Source organism: Polyangium jinanense (genome assembly GCF_028435365.1).
Genome location: NZ_JAGTJJ010000004.1, coordinates 204,163 through 222,386 on the forward strand (window position 1 = coordinate 204,163; position 18,224 = coordinate 222,386).

Here is an 18,224-nt window from a genome sequence, read left to right on the forward strand (position 1 = left end):
CCGCAAAAGCAACGCGAACCAAGTAGCAAACGAGTTGCATTAGCGCAAGGGCGAACGGGGGCGCTCGCGCGGCGCATCGGCGCGCGCGTGGGAGCGCCCGGGGCGGCTTGGATCACTTGGTGAGGGTGTACGTGTCGATGACCGGGTCGGTCTCGTCGGGCCGGATCTCGTGCGACTCGATGGTCAGCGAGGTCTTGTTGGCCTTGAGGAACGAGTAGAAGCCGAAGACAGTCTTGCTGTCGTAGGCCGCGCTCTTGTCGGTCCACACGCTGGTTCCGGCGCCATACGCATCGGCGCCCGCGCCGGCGCAAACCATGTAGACGGTGCCCTTCGCGGGCGGCGCCTGAACGACGGGCTCGAGCGTGCCCTCGGCGAGCGGGCCGGTGAGCGGCTTCGTGCGCTCGTAGTTGTGGTCGTGGCCGAGGACCATGAGGTCGACCTGGTACTTGTCCCAGATCGGCACGAAGAACTGCCGCCCGAGGAGCACGTCCGAATCGGTGCCGTGCGACGAGGAGGAGAACTCGGCGTGATGGTGCATGCCGACGATCCACGGCACGTTCGCGCGATTCGCGTTCGCCGCCTCGAGGTCCTTCTCGAGCCACGCCTTCAGCATCGGCGCGTATTCGGGTTTTCCGGTCGGAGACGTGATCCAGAAGTCGTCGACGACCACGACGTGGACCGGGCCGATGTCGACCGAATAAAAGAGCTCGGTGTAATCGGGGAATTTCGTGGTGTCCTGGGGGAGGACCACGCTGCTGTAGAAATGGGTCGTGTGGTTCTCGTGGTTGCCGTGCGTCGAGAGGGTGAGGATCTGGCCGAGCGTGAGGAGGCTGTCGTCGGCGTCCTTCGCCGCGAGATCGAGCCACTTGTGCCATTCGCCCTGGTCGGTGGCGAAATTGATCATGTCGCCCGAGAAAAGCTGGGCCGTGACGCCGGCCTTCATCATGCGGCGCTGGATGAGGCGCCAGGCCTGGTTGTCCTGGCCGCGCGCGTCGCCCGAGACGCCGAGGACGACCTCGACATTGGGATCCTTCGGCGTGGTCGTGAAGGAATGGACCTCGCTCCAGACCTCCTTGCCCGCAGGGCCGCCGCCGACACGATAATAATAGGTCGTCGCCGGGCTCAGGCCGCAGAGGTAGGCCTCGTGCATGCGATCGTCGCCTTGCGGGGCGAAGAGGCCTTCCGGGGTCACCCACGTGACGCCATTCTTGCGATTCGCGGCGGGCCAGGTCGACGGGTCGGGCGTGGTGCCCCACTGGATCTCGCTGGCGAGGGTCTCCGGGTCGGTCTGCCAGCCGAAGCCCGCGGAGGTCGCGGGGTCGGCGCGGCCCGGGGCATCGAGCTCGACGTTGCCGCCGAGGCCGAGGCGGACGCGGCGGATGTCGGGCGCGGCCGACACCTTGGCGCTGCCGCGCTGGAAATTGAGATATTCGGGGCGGGTCGCGATCTCGAAATCGCAGCCCTCGGGCTGGAAGCGCTCGATGTTGGGCTCGGGCGGCGGCGGGTTCTGGTTCGGCTCGTCCGCGCAGGCAGGCGCGAGGAGCGCGAGGCCGGCGAGGCTCGCGAGGCCGGCGAGGCCGAATGCATACGAAGCGATCGTTTTCTTCATGAAGCCATCTCCCTCGTCAGAAGCCTGCCGTTGCCTGGAGCATCACGCGTGCGCCTTCGAAACCCACATCGTAGAAGAGCTGCGCCTTGAGCCGGTGCCCGCGATCGAAAAAGCCGTTCACCCCGCCGCCGATGGCGTACCCCGCGCCAAGCAGGTCGATGTCACGATATTGCGCCCGCGCGACGAGCTCGACGTGCTCGCGGAGGAGCCCGAACGGCAAAAAATACCCGAGTTGCGCGGAGGTCACGAGCCAGCGAATGTCGTCAGGCTCCGATCCCTGCGCCCCGGGCGGTGGGTTCCCGTCTTGGACCCGATAAAGGATCTCCCCATAAAACGAGGCGCCGGCGTACCAGAAGCCAACGTCGGCGCCTGCCGCGAGTCCCTCGGAGTCGCCCGCGAGGGTCGTCGAGCCCCCTCCCTGCGGCGGCTCCTGGTATCGATACGATACCTTCGTGCGGAGCCCGCTCGCGCCGATCGACAAGACCGGCTTGCGCCTCTGGGAGGTCGGCCGAAGGTCTCCCTCGAACGACGGCGCCGGGCCGAGCGGCTGGAGCTCGATTCGCCCCGCGTAAAGGAGCCACGGTTTGTCGACCTCGAACGTAAGATTGAACGGGGCCCCGAGCGGAAACGAAGTGCCCCACCCGCCATTGTAGACGCCCGCGAGCAGGCGAATCTTTCGTTCGAGAAAGTCGACGCCGAGCATGCCGCCGAGCTGCCGGCCGGGGATCATCGCCGAGATGGCCCCCGCGAGCTCGGGCGTCTGCAGGCCGATGGGCTGGATCAAGTTCTGCCGGCTGATCGGCACGCGAAACCGGCCGAGCGTGACGTCGATGCCGAAGAAGCGGCTGCGATGCGGGGTGACGACGGCGTACGCGTCGAGCAGCCACGGAGGCGCCGGGACGGCACCGGCCACCGGCGCGAGGTCGATCTCCGTATGCATCGTGGCCCAGCGCCCGAGCGTCGCGACGGCGCCAAACCGCGCCTGCGGTACGGAGAACTGGACGTCGACGTCTGGGTCCCCGAACGGAGTCACCGGCGCGATCGTCACGCGCGGCGAGACCCACCCATAAAGATCGAGCGCGACCGCCGGTTTTTCGAACGTCGCGACCCGGACCTGGGCCTCCGCCACGCGCGCCGAGGCACTCGCGGCAACCACGATCGCGGTGAAGGCAAGGGCGCGGCGCATGAAACCCCGCGGCGAGCTTAGGCCGAAGCGCCGCGGCGGGGAACCCCTGTCGGGTTTGGGACGGCGCGTCAGGAGCCGGGAGCGAGGCGATAATCGCCCGACGAAGTCCGCAGGACGCGCCCCTCGCGCACGAGCTTGACGAGGTGCGCTTCGAGGCTCATCCGCGCAAGGGGCCAGAGGAAAGGCGGCGTGTCGGCGTACGCAACGGGCAGGAGCGCATCGAGGCTCGCGCCCTCGGGAGGCATCGAGGCGAACGCCGCGACGACCTTGGCCTCACGCGCAAGGCGATGCGTGATGTAACGGCGGAAGAGCGTGGTCGGCTCGTCGATGGGCTCGCCGTGCGCGGGCAGCGCGACCGAAGCGGACAAACCCGCGAGGCGATCGAGCTGCGCGAGGTACTCGATCATGTCGCCGTCCACGGGCTCGATGAGGATCGTACCCTCGCTCGCGACCATGTCGCCGACGATCACGGCCCCCGTGTCCTCGTCGAGGAGGCAGACGTGGCCCGGCGCGTGGCCCGGGGTGTGGAGCACACGGAGCGGCATGGTGCGTGGGCCGGCGAGGACGATCCGCTCGCCATCCTCGATGTAGCGATCGATCCGGACCTCCCCGGCGAGGCGCGCGGCCGTCTCGCGGTGCGCGAGCAGCGGCAGGCGGAGCTCGTCCGCGAAAAACGAGGCGCCGCCCACATGATCCGCGTGGTGATGGGTGAGGACGATGCCGATGGGGTGGCGGCCGTGGCTCGAAAGGGAGCGCGCCCACGCGAGCCATTCACGCCGCTCGTCATCGAACGGCGTTGCCGGCTCGACGAGCAAAACCTCCCGCTCGCCCAGCGCGTAGCTGTTCGTGTGGGTGGCGGGAGGCAAGGTGGGCGTGAGCGCGGGAAAACGCTCGACGCCCAGCGTGACACGCCACGGCCGCCCCATGTCTCTACCGCTCGAGGACGACGGCGAGCGCCTCGCCACCGCCGATGCACAACGTCGCCAGGCCGCGTTTGTCGCCGCGATCCTTCATCGCGTGGATCATCGTGGTGAGCATGCGCGCGCCCGTCGCGCCGATCGGGTGGCCGAGCGCGACGGCGCCGCCGCGCACGTTGACGCGGGCGTTGTCGATGCCGACGAGCTTGTTCACGGCCAGCGTGACCACGGCGAAGGCCTCGTTGATCTCCCAGACGTCGATCTGCTCCTTCGTGAGCTTGGTCCGGGCGAGCGTGTTCTCGATGGCGGCCGCGGGCGCCGTCGTGAACCACTCGGGCTCCTGGGCGGCGCCGCCGTAGCCGGCGATCCGCGCGAGCGGCTCGAGGCCGAGCTCCTTCACGGCCTTCTCGCTGGCGAGCACGAGCGCCGAGGCGCCGTCGTTGATCGAGGAGGCGTTCGCCGCGGTGATGGTGCCGTCCTTCTGGAACGCGGGCTTGAGCGTGCCGATCTTGTCGGGCTTGCCGGCGGGCGGGCCCTCGTCGAGCTTCACGACCACGGCGTCGCCCTTCTTCTGCGGGACGTTGACGGGCACGATCTCCGCGTCGAACAGGCCTTCCTTCTGCGCGGCGAGGGCGCGACGGAAGCTCTCCTTGGCGAACTCGTCCTGGGCCTCGCGAGAGAACTCGTACTTCTTGGCACACAGCTCACCGGCGTTGCCCATGTGGAAGTTGCCGTAGGGATCCCACAGGCCGTCGTGGATCATGCCGTCGACGATCTTGTTGTCCCCCATGCGGTAGCCGTTACGCGCCTGCGTGAGGTAGTACGGCACGTTCGACATCGACTCCATGCCGCCGGCGACCACGATCTCGGCGTCGCCGAGCGCGATGCTCTTGGCGCCGAGGATCACGGCCTGCATGCCCGAGCCGCAGACCTTGCCGACGGTCGTCGCCGGGACGTTCTTCGGGATGTTCGCGTAGATGGCGGCCTGGCGCGCGGGGGCCTGGCCGACGCCGGCGCCGAGGACGTTGCCCATGAAGACCTCGCCGACGCGATCGGCCGGGACCTTCGCGCGGCTGAGCGCGGCCTCGATGGCAGCGGCGCCGAGGCGCGGGGCGGGCAGGGCCGAGAGGGCGCCGAGGAAGGCGCCGATGGGCGTGCGAGCGGCGCCGACGATGTACACGGGAACGGGCAAGGTCATCGCATCCTCCGGGAGGCTCGGGCGCAACGTAGCGCGCGCCCCGGAGAAGCGAACTACTCCAACATGTTGCACTGCACAAGCGACGCGTCCCGATCCGCCTCGAGGGCCTTGGCGAGCGAGCGCCTGCCGCGGTGGAGGCGGCTCATGACGGTGCCCACGGGCACACCGAGCTTCTCGGCGGCGTCCTTGTAGGACATCTCCTGGAGGTCCACGAGGATGAGGGCCTCGCGATAGACCGGCTGGATGGCCTCGAGCGCGCGGAGCGTGGGCGGCGAGAGAGCGGTCATCTCGGAGACCGCGGGCGCGGCCGTCCACGCGTTCGGGTCGGAATAGAGGACGTCGAGGGCACGGCGCTCGCGGCGGTTGCGGCGACACTTCGTGATGAAGACGCTGAAGAGGATCTGATGGACCCACGCCTTCAGGTTCGTGCCGGGGCGATACTGGTTCTCGAAGCGGAGGGCGCGCTCGACGGTGTCCTGCACGAGGTCCTCGGCGAGGGCGCTGGAGCGCGACATACGAAGCGCGCGGCCGAAGAGCTCGGGGGCCATCGCGGCGACGCCTCGGCGGAGCTCCTCGATCGAGTTGGCCTGGAGAGACTTCGAGGGGGCGGGCGTGGTGGCGAGGACCTGGGCGAGCATGGGATGTGACCTCCTGGTGACCACCGCCTTTCGCAAGGCAGGTGCCCAGGGGTGGCCAGCCCTAAGTGCTCGGAATGATTAGGGGGGGAAGGGACGAGTGTCCGCCGGACGTGTCAAATCGACACCGGGGCGTGTCCAGGCGCCAACCTGTCGTGGGAAGGCGGGGGATCGTTCGGGCGTACGGCCGCCCTTCAGGTCGCGAGAGGGTCTCCGCCGCGGGCGAGGGCCGCGAGGATCTGCGGGACGAGGTCGGGGATCTCGCCGGCGAACAGGCCTCGGTCGCAGCCGGTGCGGGCGCGCCAGAGGTCGCCGGCGAGGGCGTGGACGAGGACACCCGCGCAGGCGGCTTCGTCCGCGGACATGCTGCACGCGAAGGCGGCGATGAGGCCGGTGAGCACGTCGCCGGAGCCAGCCGTGGCGAGGGCGGGGTTGCCCGCCATGCAGATGAAGAGGCGGCCCTCGGGCGTGGCGATGATCGTGCGGGCGCCCTTCAAGATGACCGTGGCGTTCGTGCGCTGAACGGCCTCGCGGACGGCGCCGAAGCGGTCCTGCTCGATCGCGGTGGCGCTGCGGCCGAGGAGGCGGCCGAGCTCGCCCGGATGCGGCGTGAGGACGAGGCGGCCTTTCGCTTGCGCGAGCGACTCGGGCCGGCCCGCGAAGTGGGTGATGGCGTCGGCGTCGACGACCTTGAAGCCGTCCCAGCCGAGGACGACGTGATCCACGGCCGCGCGCGCCTCCGGTCCGAGGCCGAAGCCAGGGCCGATCGCGACGGTGCGGCGGCCGGCGAGCGCGGCGTCGAGCGAGGGGCCGATGCGGTTCGGGTCGATCCGCGTGGTCATGACCTCGACGACGCGGGACTCGAGTGACGTCGCGGCCTCGGGCCAGGTGCCGATCGTGACGAGGCCGGCTCCAGCGCGCATGGCGGCCCGCGCCGTGAGGAGCGAGGCGCCGAGCTTGCCGGGCGAGCCCGCGACGACGAGGACGTCGCCGGCCTTGTGTTTGTGGACGCTCGCCTCGCGGGGCGCGAAGTACGAGCCGACGGTCTCGCGGCGGATGACCTCGGCGACGAACCCGACGTGGGCGAGGATCGGCGGGTCGGGGACGCCGAGGTCGACGACGTGCACGTTGCCCGAGAGGCGCGCGCCCTCGGGCGTGAGCATGCCGATCTTGAGGTGGCCGAAGGTGACGGTGTCGTCGGCGCGCACGGCGATGCCGAGCGGCGAGCCGCTGTCGGCGTCGAGGCCCGAGGGGATGTCGAGCGCGACGCAGCGGGCGGCCGCGTCGTTGAGGACGGCGATCACGTCGGCGAGATGGCCGGCGATGGGCCTGTCGAGGCCGGTGCCGAAGAGGGCGTCGATGACGAAGTCGGCGCGCGAGAGGGCCGTGTGCAGCGGGCCGAGGCTCGCTCCCTCGGGCAGCTCGAAGAAGCGGCCGCCGAGGTCGATGTAGGCGTCGTGGTTGATGCGCGCGTCGCCCGTGACCTTCTCGCTCTTGCCGGCGAGATACACCTCGACCTCGGCGCCGCGCGCGTAGAGGTGGCGCGCCACGACGAACCCATCGCCGCCGTTGTTGCCGGTGCCGCAGACGACGACGACGCGCGCTTCGAGCGGGTACGTGGCGGGCTGGCCGGGGCTCTGGACGTGGCGGACCGGGAAGGAGCGGGCGCGGGCGGAGATCGCGTCGGCCTCGCGGCTCGGCGCGTCCGGGCGGCGGCGCGCCTCGATCATCGCGGAGAGGACGTCCGCGGCGCCGCGGCCGGCGTTCTCCATGAGCACGACGCCGGGCACGTGGCACGTCTCGATCGCGTACTTGTCGAACGCGCGCATCTGCGCGCGCGTGAGGACAGGGATCATCGGGAACGGCCTCGTACGCCGCGATCGATAGACCTTCGAAGATCTCGCACGGCGCGGTCGAGCCCGAAGAAGACGGCGTCGGCGATGACCGAGTGGCCGATGTTGACCTCGACGAGGTCGGGGATGGCCACGACGGGCCCGACGTTGTGCCGGGTCAATCCATGACCCGCGGCGATCTCGAGGCCGAGCGCCGCGCCGCGGGCGGCGGCGCGCTTCAGCCGATCGAGCTCGTGCTCGGCTTGCTCTCCGGAGGCGTGGCAGTACTCGCCCGTGTGCAGCTCGATCTGCGCGACGCCGAGCGCCGCGGAGGCCTCGACCATGGCCTCGTCCGCGCCGATGAACAGGCTCACCTTGATCCCGCGCTCCTTGGCCATCTTCACGGCGGCCTCGATGCCTGCGCGCTGACCGATCACGTCGAGCCCGCCTTCGGTCGTGCGCTCCTCGCGCCGCTCGGGGACGAGCGTGATCACGTCGGGACGAACTCGCGACGCGATGCCGATCATCTCCTCGGTGACGGCCATCTCCAGGTTGAGAAGCGTGTTCACCGAGGCGCGCAGGCGCGTGACGTCGTCGTCGGTGATGTGACGCCGATCCTCGCGCAGATGCGCGGTGATGCCGTCGGCGCCGGCCGCTTCGCAGAGGCCGGCGGCGAAGACCGGATCGGGGTAACGCGTGCCCCGCGCGTTTCGCACGGTGGCGACGTGATCGATGTTGATGTGCAGCCGAACCGCCATGGTCGGCACTCTACGACGAACCAGGCATCAGGACGAAGCGCTCGCACGAACGGAGCGCGAGAAAAACTAGCGCGCGACGGCCGCGTTCGTCGCTTGCACGAGCAAGTCCTGGATGTGCTGCACGAGCTTGGCCGGGTCGACCACCACGCCCTCGGCGAGAAGCGCCTGCTCGTAGAGCAGCTCGGACCAGAGCTTGATGGGCTCCGCGCTCGGATCCTTCTCGGCGAGCGCGCTCAGGTTCTTCACGATGGGACTCTCGGGGTTCAGCTCCAGGATCCGCTTCGCCTGGGGCGCGTCCTCGCCCATCATGCGCATGATCCGCTCCATGTTGACGCCGAGATCCCCCTCGGCGGCGACGAGGCAGCTCGCGCTGTCGGTGAGGCGACGCGAGGCGCGCACGTCCTTCACCCGATCGCCGAGCGTGGCCTTCACGGCGGAGACCGCGCTCTTGATCTGCTCGCCGGCCTTCTCGTCGGCCTTCTCGTCCTTGTCGCCGAGATCGATGTCGCCGTGCGAGATGCTGCGCAGGCGGCGCTTGTCGTACTCGTTCAAGCCTTGCACGACCCACTCGTCGACGGGCTCCGTCATGAAGAGGACGTCGTAGCCGTGCTTCTTGAAGGCCTCGATGTGCGGGCTCTTCTCCAGCGAGCGGCGGCTCGTGCCCGTCAGGTAGTAGATCTCCTTCTGCGACTCGGGCATCGCCGCGACGTACTGCTTGAGCGAGATGAGCTCTGCTTCCGGCGTGTTCATCGAGCCGAACCGGCAGAGGTCCGCGATCGCGTCCTTGTTCTTCCAGTCGACCGACACGCCCTCCTTGAGGACCTTGCCGAACTCCTTCCAGAGCGTCGCATACCGCTCGGGCTCGCTCTCCGAGAGCTCCTTCAAGCCCTTCAAGACCTGCTTCGTGATCTGCGTCTCGATCTGCTTCAGGGCCTTGTCCTCCTGGAGCATCTCGCGCGAGACGTTGAGCGAAAGATCCTCGGAGTCGACCACGCCGCGCAGGAAGCGCAGGTAGCTCGGCGCGACCTTGTCGCAATCTTCGACGATGAGCACGCGCTTCGCGTAGAGGCGGATGGCGCGGCGATCCCGCTGGAAGAGGTCCGGCGGCGCCTTCTCGGGCACGTAGAGGAGCGCCTGGAACTGCACCGGCGCGTCGATCGAGACGTGCAGGTGCCAGAGCGGCTTTTCGCCCTCGTAGCCGCCCGTCACGTGCCGGAAGAACTCGGCGTGTTGCTCCTCCGTCACCTGCGACTTCGGCAAGGACCAGAGCGCCGCCTTGCGGTTCGCGACCTCGCCGTTCACCGAGATCGGGAAGTGGACGAAGTCCGAGTACTTGCGGATGATCTCCTTGATCCGCCAGGCCTTCGTGTACTCGCGCGTGTCCTCCTTGAGGTGCAGCGTGATCTTCGTGCCGGGGTGCTCGCGCTCGCCCGTCGCGACCGTGAACGTGCCCGATCCACCCGAGCGCCAGAGCACGGGCTCCGCGCCGGGGAGCATGGAGCGCGTCTCCACGTCGACCCGCGAGGCGACCATGAACGCGGCGTAGAAACCCACGCCGAACTGACCGATGAGCTTGACCGCAGAGTCCTTGTCCTGGCTCGCGCGGAGAGACTCGGCGTGCGCCTTCAAGAACTCGAGCGAGCCGCTCTTCGCGATGGTGCCGAGGTTCTGGACGACCTCGTCGCGCGTCATGCCGATGCCGTTGTCCTCGATGACGATGGTGCGGGCCTCGTCGTCGAGCTTGATCGTGATCGCGGGCTCACCTTCCTGCTCGGTCACGTCCTTGCGCGTGAGGGCGAGGAAGCGGGCCTTGTCGAGCGCGTCGGAGGCGTTCGAGACGAGCTCGCGCAGGAAGACCTCCTGGTTCGCGTAGAGCGAGTTGATGACGAGCGAGAGGACCTGCTGCACCTCCGCCTGGAACGGCATCTCCACGGCGGCAGGCGACGCGGCGGGGGGAGCTTCGGGAGTCGGGGGGGCTTCTTGGCTCATGGCGACGACGAAATGGATCCGCTTTTTGGAAATGCAATCCCCCTCCCCGCACGAAAAAAAGGCGCCACTCCCGAGGAGGACGCCTCGCGTCCGGGCAGAGCCCGGACGATTCACCCCCCGAGGCGAGATCGCTGTGCGCTCTCGCAGAGCATCGAGCGTGTCGATGCTCTACAGTGGCCCCTCGTGTTCCCCACCGAACGACCCCGCAGGCTCCGCCGCTCGTCGGCCATCCGGAGCCTCGTCCGCGAAACCTCCCTCGCCCCCTCGGACTTCGTCCTGCCGCTCTTCTTCAACGAGGTGCTCGACGAGGCCCGGCCCGTCTCGACGATGCCGGGCGTCTCGCAGCTCCCGGTCGCCGCGGCCGCCGACCAGGCACGGCTGGCACGCTCGCTCGGGCTCGGCGGCATCATCCTGTTCGGCCTGCCCCGGACAAAGGACGCGAGCGGGTCCTCCGCGTACGATCCCAACGGCCCGGTGCCGCGCGCGGTCGCGGCCATGAAAGACGCGGTGCCGGATCTGCTGGTGATCACGGACGTCTGCGTCGACGAGTACACCGACCACGGGCACTGCGGGATCCTGAGGCCGGGTCCGCGCGGCCATCTCGAGGTCGACAACGACGCGACGCTGGAGGTCTTGGCGAAGACGGCGGTCGTGCACGCGGCGGCGGGCGCGGACATCGTGGCGCCGAGCGACATGATGGACGGGCGCGTGGACGCGCTCCGGCGCGCGCTCGACGGCACGGGCCACGAGAGCACGGCGATCCTTTCGTACGCGGTGAAGTACGCGTCGAGCTTCTACGGTCCGTTCCGCGAGGCCGCGGACTGCGCGCCGAAGTTCGGCGATCGCGCGGGCTACCAGATGGATCCGGCGAACACGCGCGAGGCGCTGCGCGAGGCGCGGCTCGACGAGGAGGAAGGCGCGGACCTGCTCATGGTGAAGCCGGCGCTGCCCTACCTCGACGTGATCGCGAAGGTGCGCGCGGCGTCGCCGTTGCCGCTCGGCGCGTACAACGTGAGCGGCGAGTACGCGATGATCAAAGCCGCGTCGGCCGCGGGGATGATCGACGAGAAGCGCGCGGTGCTGGAGCTTTTGACGTCGATCCGGCGCGCGGGAGCCGACTTCATCCTGACGTACCACGCCGTGGACGCGGCACGCTGGCTCGGCTGATGGGTCGCGCATCACGCTGGGGGATCCTCGCGGCCACGCTCGCGCTCGTGGGTTCGAGCGGCTGCAACGCGATCAACTCGATCGGCCCGAACTGCGACCGCTCCGCCGAGACGAACACACCGGTCCGGTACACGGAGGGCACGGTGAAGAGCGGCGTCTACATGAGCGCGCCGTGGGACGGGGAGCTGCTCTGGTTCCCCGCCGGGATGCGGTACGAGCTCGAGCACGGGCTCGGCGAGGTGCCGCGGTTCGTGAACATCTGGCTGTCGTTCGACAAGTGCGGGACGAACGAGAGCACCGTCGCGCAGGCGTCAGGCAACCAGGCGGAGCTACGCGAGGTCGACGAGAAGAAGCTCGTGATCGTGAACGGGAGCTGCGTGGATTACTGGCTGCTCGTGGTGGCAGGGACCGGGGATGGAGAGCCGGATGCGCCGGAGGAGCCGGGGGCGATGCCGCACGGGAGCTGCCCAGTCGACGCGGGGATGTGAGGGAAGACACCCGCCCTTGCGGAACGACACCCCGCCCTTGCGGAACGACACCCCGCCCTCGCGGAACGACACCCCGCCCTTGCGGAACGACACCCCGCCCTCGCGGAACAACACCCCGCCCTCGCGGAACGACATCCCGCCCTCGCGGAACGACATCCCGCCCTTGCGGAACGACACCCCGCCCTCGCGGAACGACACCCCGCCCTTGCGGAACGGCATCCCGCCCTTGCGGAACAGCATCCCGCCCTTGCGGAACAGCATCCCGCCCTTGCGGAACAGCATCCCGCCCTCGCGGAACGCCTACTCCGCCGCGTGCGCCTCGCCCCGGCTGAACTGGAGCTGGTAGAGGCGCGCGTACGCCCCGCCCTGCGCTAGCAGCGTCTCGTGGCTGCCCTGCTCGACGACGCGTCCCTTGTGGAAGACGACGATGCGATCGACGGCGCGGATCGTCGAGAGCCGGTGCGCGATGATGAGCGCGGTGCGGCCCTGCATCGCGGCCCAGACGGCCTTTTGCAGGCGCGCCTCGGTGTCGCTGTCGATGTTCGCCGTGGCCTCGTCGAGCACGAGGATCGGCGGGTCGCGGTAGAGCGCGCGCGCGAACGCGATGAGCTGGCGCTCGCCCGCCGAGAAGTTCGACCCGCGCTCCTCGACCTTGGCGTCGAGCCCGCCCTCGCGACGCTCGAAGAGATCGAGCGCGCCGATCCGCTCGAGCGCGCGGACGACACGCGCCCTGTCGACCTCGACGTCGCCGGCCGCGATGTTGCTGGCGATCGTTCCGGGGAAGAGGAAGACCTCCTGCGGCACGACGGCGAAGCTTTTCCGAAGCTCGTCGCGCGGCGCGTTCCGCACATCGCGGCCGAAGACACGCACCGCCCCCTGCTTGGCTTCGTAGAGGCGCAGGAGCAGCGACGCGACCGTCGTCTTGCCCGCGCCCGTCGCGCCGACGAGCGCGATCTTCTCGCCCTTCGCCGCCTGGATCGAGACGTCGCGGAGGATGGGCACGCCGGGCTTATACTCGAAGTCGACGTGATCGAGCTCGAACGCGTTGTTCGACGTTCGGGGCTGCGGATCGCCTCCGGCGTCCTTCGCCCCGACCCCCGGATCGTCCTTCTTCACGGCCTGCCCCTCGGCGTCCGCGGGGACCGGCGCGTCCTCCTCCTTGTTTTCGAGGAGCTGGAAGATGCGCTCCGCGCCGGCCAACGCCGACTGGAGCTGCGTCATGCGCGCCGAGAGGTCGCGGATCGGGACGAAGAACATCTCGATGTACGCGACGAACGTGACGAGCGTGCCGAACGAGACGCGATCCGAGAGCGAACGGACGCCCGCGTACCAGAGCACGGCCGCGATGCAGAGGCTCTGCACGAGCTCGATCGCCGCATCGAGCGCCGCGTCGAAGACGATCGAGCGGTTGTTCGCCTGCCGGTAGGCCTCGTTGATCTCGTCGAACTCGGCGGCGCTCTGCTCCTCGCGCGCGTACGCCTGCACGACGGCCATGCCCGAGACCTGCTCGTTCAGGTAGGCGTTCATGCGCGCCGTCTTGACGCGGATCTCACGGAACGCGTCGCGGATCCGGCGCCGCGTCCACATGACGCCGAGCGCGACCGGCGGGACCGCGACGAACGTGATCAGCGCGAGCTGCCAGTCGCGGCGCAGCATGACCACGACGATGAGGACGAGACGAACGAGGTCGCCGAGGGCGTTCAGCGTGCCCGAGGCGAACATCTCGTTGATGGAGTCGACGTCGTTCGTGACGCGCGTGACGAGCCGGCCGACGGGCGTGCGATCGAAGAAACCGAGCCTGCGCGTGTGCAGGAAGCGGAAGACGTGCACGCGCAGATCGCCCGCCGCGCGCGCGCCCGCGAGCTGCATGAGGTAGACCTGCGGGAACGCGATCGACTGCTCGAAGAGCTTCAGGACGAGGATGAGCGCGCCCATCTGCATGAGCGTGCGCGCCGCGTCGGGATGCCCGAACGCGTCGAACGTGAGCCCCATGAGCCACGGCTGGAGCACGGCGAGGCCGGAGCCGAGGAGCAAGAGCACGAGCGAGATGACGAGCCACTTCGCGTGCGGCCGCATGAACGGCCAGAGCCCCGCGAGAATGTTCGCGTCGAGGCCCTCGGCGAGCCGGTCCTCTTCGTGAAACCGCGCGAGCGCCTTCTCGGCCCGGGTCTTCCCCGGCGCCGCCGCCTTCTCGCCGTTCGCCTTCGAATCCACGGACATGCTCGTCATGCGGGCACGACCTCCGGCGAGGGCATCGAGGAGGGCAGGTCCTCGGCGCCGAACGCAGCGAGCTTCGCCTCGATCTCCTGCTCCTCCGCGAACGACGCGTAGAGGCCCCCGGCCGCGGCGAGCTCCTCGTGCGTGCCCTCCTCCACGACGCGCCCGCGCTCGAGCACGATGATGCGATCACAGCGCTTCGCCGCAGCGACGCGGTGAGTGATCAGGACGAGCGTGCGGCGCGCGGCCTGGCGCTCGATCGCGCCGAGAATCGCGGCCTCCGTCTTCGCATCGACCGCGGACATCGGGTCGTCGAGGACGAGGATCTTCGGCTCGCGCAAGAGCGCGCGGGCGAGGGCGACGCGTTGCCGCTGGCCACCCGAGAGCTGCACGCCACGCTCGCCGACGACCGTGTCGAAGCCGTCCGGCAAGGACTCGATCTCCTGGAGCACGCCGGCCTCGGCCGCGGCGGCGCGGATCTTCTGCATCGCCTCGGGCGAGTCCTGCTCTTCGAGCGAGTAGCCGATGTTCTGCGCGACGGTCGTCGAGAAGAGGAATGCGTCCTGCTGCGCGTAGCCGATGCTCTCGCGCACGACCTCGAGCGGCAGATCGCAGATGTCCTTGCCGTCGAGGAAGACCGTGCCGCGCGGCGTGGGCAAGAGGCGCGGCAAGAGCGTGGCGAGCGTGCTCTTGCCCGATCCCGTGCGTCCCACGATCGCGAGCGAGCCGCCCGCGGGGATGTCGAACCGCACGTCTTCGAGGACCCTCCGCTCGCCGTGAGCGAACGCGAGACCCTCGACGCGCAGCGCGCCGGAGACGGCCTCGGGCGCGGGCAGCGCGCCGCTCACGACCTCGGGCACCGCGTCGAAGATCGCCTTGAGCCGCACGTAACTCGCCCGGCCGCGCGCCACGATCGCGGTGACGAAGCCGAGCGCGAGCATCGGCCAGATGAGGCGACCGAGCGCGGCCCAGAACGAGATGAACGCGCCCTTCGAGATCTCGCCATGGAGCACGAGCGAGCCGCCGTACCAGAAGATGATGATCGTCCCCGCGGCCAGGATCGCGCCCATGATCGGCTGCATCGAGCCGCGGACGCGCGCGAGCGAGAGGTTCTTCTCGACGTAGTCCTGGTTCGCCCGCTCGAACGTCGCGAGCTCCGCCTCCTCGAGCGCGAAGCTGCGCACGACGCGGACGCCCGCGAGGCTCGCGAGGACGCGATCACTCATCTTGCCGAGCGCCTCCTGGTTCTCGCGCATGCGCGAGAACATCCTCCCCGAGAAGGTGCGCGTGACCAGCATGAGCACGGGGAACGTCGCGAGCGCCGCGAGCGTCAGCTTTCCACTCACGCGCACCATGACGTAGAGGGCGCTCGCGAATGCGAGCAGCGAGTTCACCACGTTGAGGATGCCAAAGCCGAGGAGGAGGCGGACCTGCTGCAGGTCGCTCGTCGAGCGGCTCATGATCTCGCCCGTGGGCATGCGCCGGAAGAACGCGGGGCCGAGCTTGTGCAGGCGCGCGAGCAGGACCGCGCGGAGCTCGTACTCGACGTTCCTGCCGCCGGTGAACATCGTCCAGCGCGAGAGGACACGCACGACCGCAGCCGTGATGACCACGCCCAGCATGAGCAGCGCATCCTGCGCGGCGTCGCTCGCGCGGAACTGCTCGGCAGCGTCGACGGCGTCCCTCACGAGGAAGTCACGCTTCACCATGAGGATCTGCTGCGTCGCGAGGAGGAGCGCTCCGCTCAGATAGAGCCAGATGTTGCGCCGGAACTGAGCGCCGAGCCCGGTGGGGAACTCGGCTGGATCGACCTTTCGCATTAGCGCGCTTTGCGGGGCATCGGGGCCGTGGGCCGCCGGTGGGAGCTCTGGATCGCGGGCCGCTCGCGCCCCTCGGGCACGAGGGCGAGATCCGTCACGTCGATGCGCGTCGAGAGCAGGCCGAGCAGCACGCGCGCGCCGCCGCGACCGTCGAGCTCGCCGAGCACGCCGATCTTGTCCGCGAACGCGCCGCTCAAGACACGCACGCGCGCGCCCTTCTCCATCGTGGTCGGCGCCGCCGGGCTCGCGCTGCTCGAAGCCGCAGGCGCGGGCGCAGCCGCCGCGGGCGCGGGCGAAGGAGCGACGCGAGGCGGCGCGGGCGTGTGCTCACGTTCGCGCTCGCGCGGCGCGGCCGGAGCTTGCGGGGCCTTCGCTTCTTGCGGCCTGCCGCCGCGCCGATCGCGATCGCCCTCGGCCTTGCTGCCCGGCTTGAACAACGTGTCGAGCGAAGGCCTGCGCGGCGCGCCGTGCCCCGGACGTGCGCCATGACCGAACGGAAGCGCCGAAGCACGTGGCCCCTCGGCCTCGCCGCGCGCCTTCGCCTCGGCGAGTGATCGCTCGCGCGCGGCGGCCTGCTCGGCTTGCCACTTCTCCGTCTGGGCCGAGACCTCCGCGTGCGTCCGGGCGCGCTCGCGCTCGATGCCTTCGAGGCGCCGATCGAGCGCGATGTGATCGTTCTGCCGCGACCACGCGACGAGCGTGTAGATCGGCGCGAGCGCGAGCAGCGCGTCTTCGAGCTGTTCGTCGAGGATCTCCGCGTGCTCCAGCGCGACCTCGCGCGGCACGGCCCAGCCGATCCAGAGCGGCACTTGCCCCTCGGCCGCGCGCTCCAGCATCGCCTCGATCGCCTCGGGCGTCGCCGCGCTCGCCGCCACGCGATCGGCGCCGACGCCCACCGCGAACTGCTCGGGGAGCGCGCGAAGCGCGGCCGTGAGCTCGGCGGCGAGCCCGGTCGGGCCATTCGACGCTTGGGGCTTCGGATCGCCTGCGGCGTCCTGCACCCCAAACCCCGCCCCTTCCGCGGCGTCCTTCGCTGCGAGCCGCGCCCGCAGGTTGTCGATGTCGACCTTCGCCTCGGGATGCACGGCGAAGCAAACCTCGACGCCGTGCGAGTCGATCCGGAGCGCGAGGAACGCGTGCCGACCGTACGGGCTCGGATCATCGATCGCGGCCGAGATCGATCGTCCCGCGTCGAGCAGCCTTTCGAGCTCCTCGCGCGCTGCCGCGTCGCGCCAGAAGAAGACCCACTGGCAGTCGACGCGTTTCTTGTTGCGCAGCGTCGGATGCTCGTCCGAGCCGTGCATGTCGACCGTGATCCCGAGCTCCGCGAGGCGCGCGAACACGCCGCGCGCCCAGGCGAGCGCGCGTTGCTTCACTTCGAGGCGCGGGCGCGAGTAGGCGTTCGACGTCGCCTTCTCCGGCGCGTAGGCGTCGAAATCGCTGTCCGTCAGATGCAAGGGGGCGTGGGTCATCGCTCTGGCTCGAGGTGCGCTCTTCGCGACCACGACGCGCGAACGAGCGTCGCGTGCGGCGTGCGTAGCGAAGGCGGATGGCGTTGTGGCTCCCCTTGTAGCACTGGCCAAAACGCGGTGATATCCCCTCGCGTCTTCGCGCGTCGCGCACAGACGAGGCGGACCGCGGACGGCCGTGGAGACGAGGAACGAGCGCCTTGACCCCGAGGGGCTGCATGTCACCTTGATCTCCACGATCTCCGAACGCTCGCCCCCCAAGGGGCGGGCGTTTTTGCCGTGAAATCAGGGGCGTGCCGAGCGCACCATGCGGGCACACGGGTCCCAGCACCCGCGCCCTTTGCGAAGAGTTTCCGGAGTGTCCATGGAGCAGCATCGAGACGAGCAGATCAACTGCGCGAGCTGCGGCTCGTCGTTCCTTTTTTCCGCCACCGACGCGGCCGCGCGCGCCGAGCGAGGGCATTCGTCCCCGCCGACACTGTGCAAGCCCTGCTGGCGCGAGAAGCGATCGAAGAGCGCGGGCCGTAGCGAAGGCCCGAGCCGCGGCGCTCCGCGCGGACGCGAAGGTCGAAGGCACGAGCCTGCCGCGCGCCCCGGCCGCTACACGGGCGACGTGAACGAATACCGAAGCCCGATGCCCGATCCGCACTTCGCCATGTACCCGTCGTACGGCCGACCCGCCGCGCCGGGGCATCGCGGTGGCGGCTTCCCGCAGCGAGGTCAGGGTCCGCGCGAAGGCGGCCAAGATCGCGCGCAAGGCCCGCGCGCCTCGTCCGGTCCGCGTGGCCCGCGCGGCCGCGGTTTTCCGATCACGTGCGCGGCGTGCGGCGTCGCGGCGACCGTCCCGTTCAAGCCGGCCGAGGGCCAGAAGGTCTACTGCCGGGCTTGCTTCCAGGCTGAAAAGCCGTCCTGAAGTCTCCCACCTGACACCGGGGGGTT

General features: G+C 69.7%; 14 protein-coding genes. 3 read left to right on the top strand and 11 right to left on the bottom strand.

What is annotated here, in order from left to right; genetic code table 11:
- Positions 1–112 precede the first annotated feature (112 nt).
- From KEG57_RS12180 to htpG, 8 genes are all read right to left on the bottom strand, one after another.
- Positions 113–1,609, bottom strand: a complete 1,497-nt coding sequence (locus tag KEG57_RS12180) for a purple acid phosphatase family protein (RefSeq protein WP_272458482.1) — start codon at positions 1,607–1,609, stop codon at positions 113–115.
- 16 nt (positions 1,610–1,625) lie between these two features.
- Entirely contained in the window at positions 1,626–2,795 is a 1,170-nt protein-coding gene (locus tag KEG57_RS12185; protein ID WP_272419946.1) for a putative porin, read from the bottom strand.
- 68 nt (positions 2,796–2,863) lie between these two features.
- Entirely contained in the window at positions 2,864–3,721 is an 858-nt protein-coding gene (locus KEG57_RS12190) for an MBL fold metallo-hydrolase (RefSeq protein WP_272419945.1), read from the bottom strand.
- Between the two features lie 4 nt (positions 3,722–3,725).
- On the bottom strand, positions 3,726–4,910 hold the full coding sequence (locus tag KEG57_RS12195) for a thiolase family protein (RefSeq protein ID WP_272419944.1): 1,185 nt from the start codon (positions 4,908–4,910) through the stop codon (positions 3,726–3,728).
- Between the two features lie 53 nt (positions 4,911–4,963).
- Positions 4,964–5,548, bottom strand: a complete 585-nt coding sequence (locus KEG57_RS12200) for an RNA polymerase sigma factor (RefSeq protein WP_272419943.1) — start codon at positions 5,546–5,548, stop codon at positions 4,964–4,966.
- 191 nt (positions 5,549–5,739) lie between these two features.
- Positions 5,740–7,401 (bottom strand): NAD(P)H-hydrate dehydratase, encoded by a 1,662-nt coding sequence (locus tag KEG57_RS12205; protein ID WP_272419942.1) that lies wholly within the window; start codon positions 7,399–7,401, stop codon positions 5,740–5,742.
- Complete coding sequence (locus KEG57_RS12210; protein ID WP_272419941.1) at positions 7,398–8,135, bottom strand: pyridoxine 5'-phosphate synthase; 738 nt, start codon at positions 8,133–8,135, stop codon at positions 7,398–7,400. The genes KEG57_RS12205 and KEG57_RS12210 overlap by 4 nt, the downstream gene beginning before the upstream one ends.
- Positions 8,136–8,201: 66 nt before the next feature.
- Positions 8,202–10,124 carry a molecular chaperone HtpG gene (htpG, locus tag KEG57_RS12215; protein WP_272419940.1) on the bottom strand — a complete coding sequence of 641 codons (1,923 nt, stop codon included), beginning with the start codon at positions 10,122–10,124 and terminating at the stop codon, positions 8,202–8,204.
- Positions 10,125–10,307: 183 nt separating this feature from the next.
- Here htpG and hemB point away from each other — a divergent pair, with 183 nt between their 5' ends.
- Both hemB and KEG57_RS12225 read left to right on the top strand, forming a co-directional pair.
- Positions 10,308–11,291: a porphobilinogen synthase gene (gene hemB, locus KEG57_RS12220; RefSeq protein WP_272419939.1), complete on the top strand. Its 984-nt coding sequence runs from the start codon at positions 10,308–10,310 to the stop codon at positions 11,289–11,291.
- Positions 11,291–11,779: a hypothetical protein gene (locus tag KEG57_RS12225; protein ID WP_272419938.1), complete on the top strand. Its 489-nt coding sequence runs from the start codon at positions 11,291–11,293 to the stop codon at positions 11,777–11,779. The genes hemB and KEG57_RS12225 overlap by 1 nt, the downstream gene beginning before the upstream one ends.
- Positions 11,780–12,079: 300 nt before the next feature.
- Here KEG57_RS12225 and KEG57_RS12230 read toward each other — a convergent pair whose 3' ends face one another.
- From KEG57_RS12230 to KEG57_RS12240, 3 genes are read right to left on the bottom strand one after another with little or no spacing between them, the layout of a single operon-like run.
- Positions 12,080–14,008 carry an ABC transporter ATP-binding protein gene (locus tag KEG57_RS12230; protein ID WP_272419937.1) on the bottom strand — a complete coding sequence of 643 codons (1,929 nt, stop codon included), beginning with the start codon at positions 14,006–14,008 and terminating at the stop codon, positions 12,080–12,082.
- Entirely contained in the window at positions 14,005–15,816 is a 1,812-nt protein-coding gene (locus KEG57_RS12235; RefSeq protein ID WP_272419936.1) for an ABC transporter ATP-binding protein, read from the bottom strand. Before KEG57_RS12235 ends, KEG57_RS12230 begins: the two co-directional genes overlap by 4 nt.
- Positions 15,816–17,288, bottom strand: coding sequence for a hypothetical protein (locus KEG57_RS12240; RefSeq protein ID WP_272419935.1), 1,473 nt, complete (start codon positions 17,286–17,288; stop codon positions 15,816–15,818). Before KEG57_RS12240 ends, KEG57_RS12235 begins: the two co-directional genes overlap by 1 nt.
- A 361-nt stretch (positions 17,289–17,649) precedes the next feature.
- Between KEG57_RS12240 and KEG57_RS12245 the strand changes: the two genes are divergently transcribed.
- A complete protein-coding gene (locus KEG57_RS12245) occupies positions 17,650–18,198 on the top strand; it encodes a CxxC-x17-CxxC domain-containing protein (RefSeq protein ID WP_272419934.1) in 549 nt (182 codons plus the stop codon).
- Positions 18,199–18,224 lie beyond the last annotated feature (26 nt).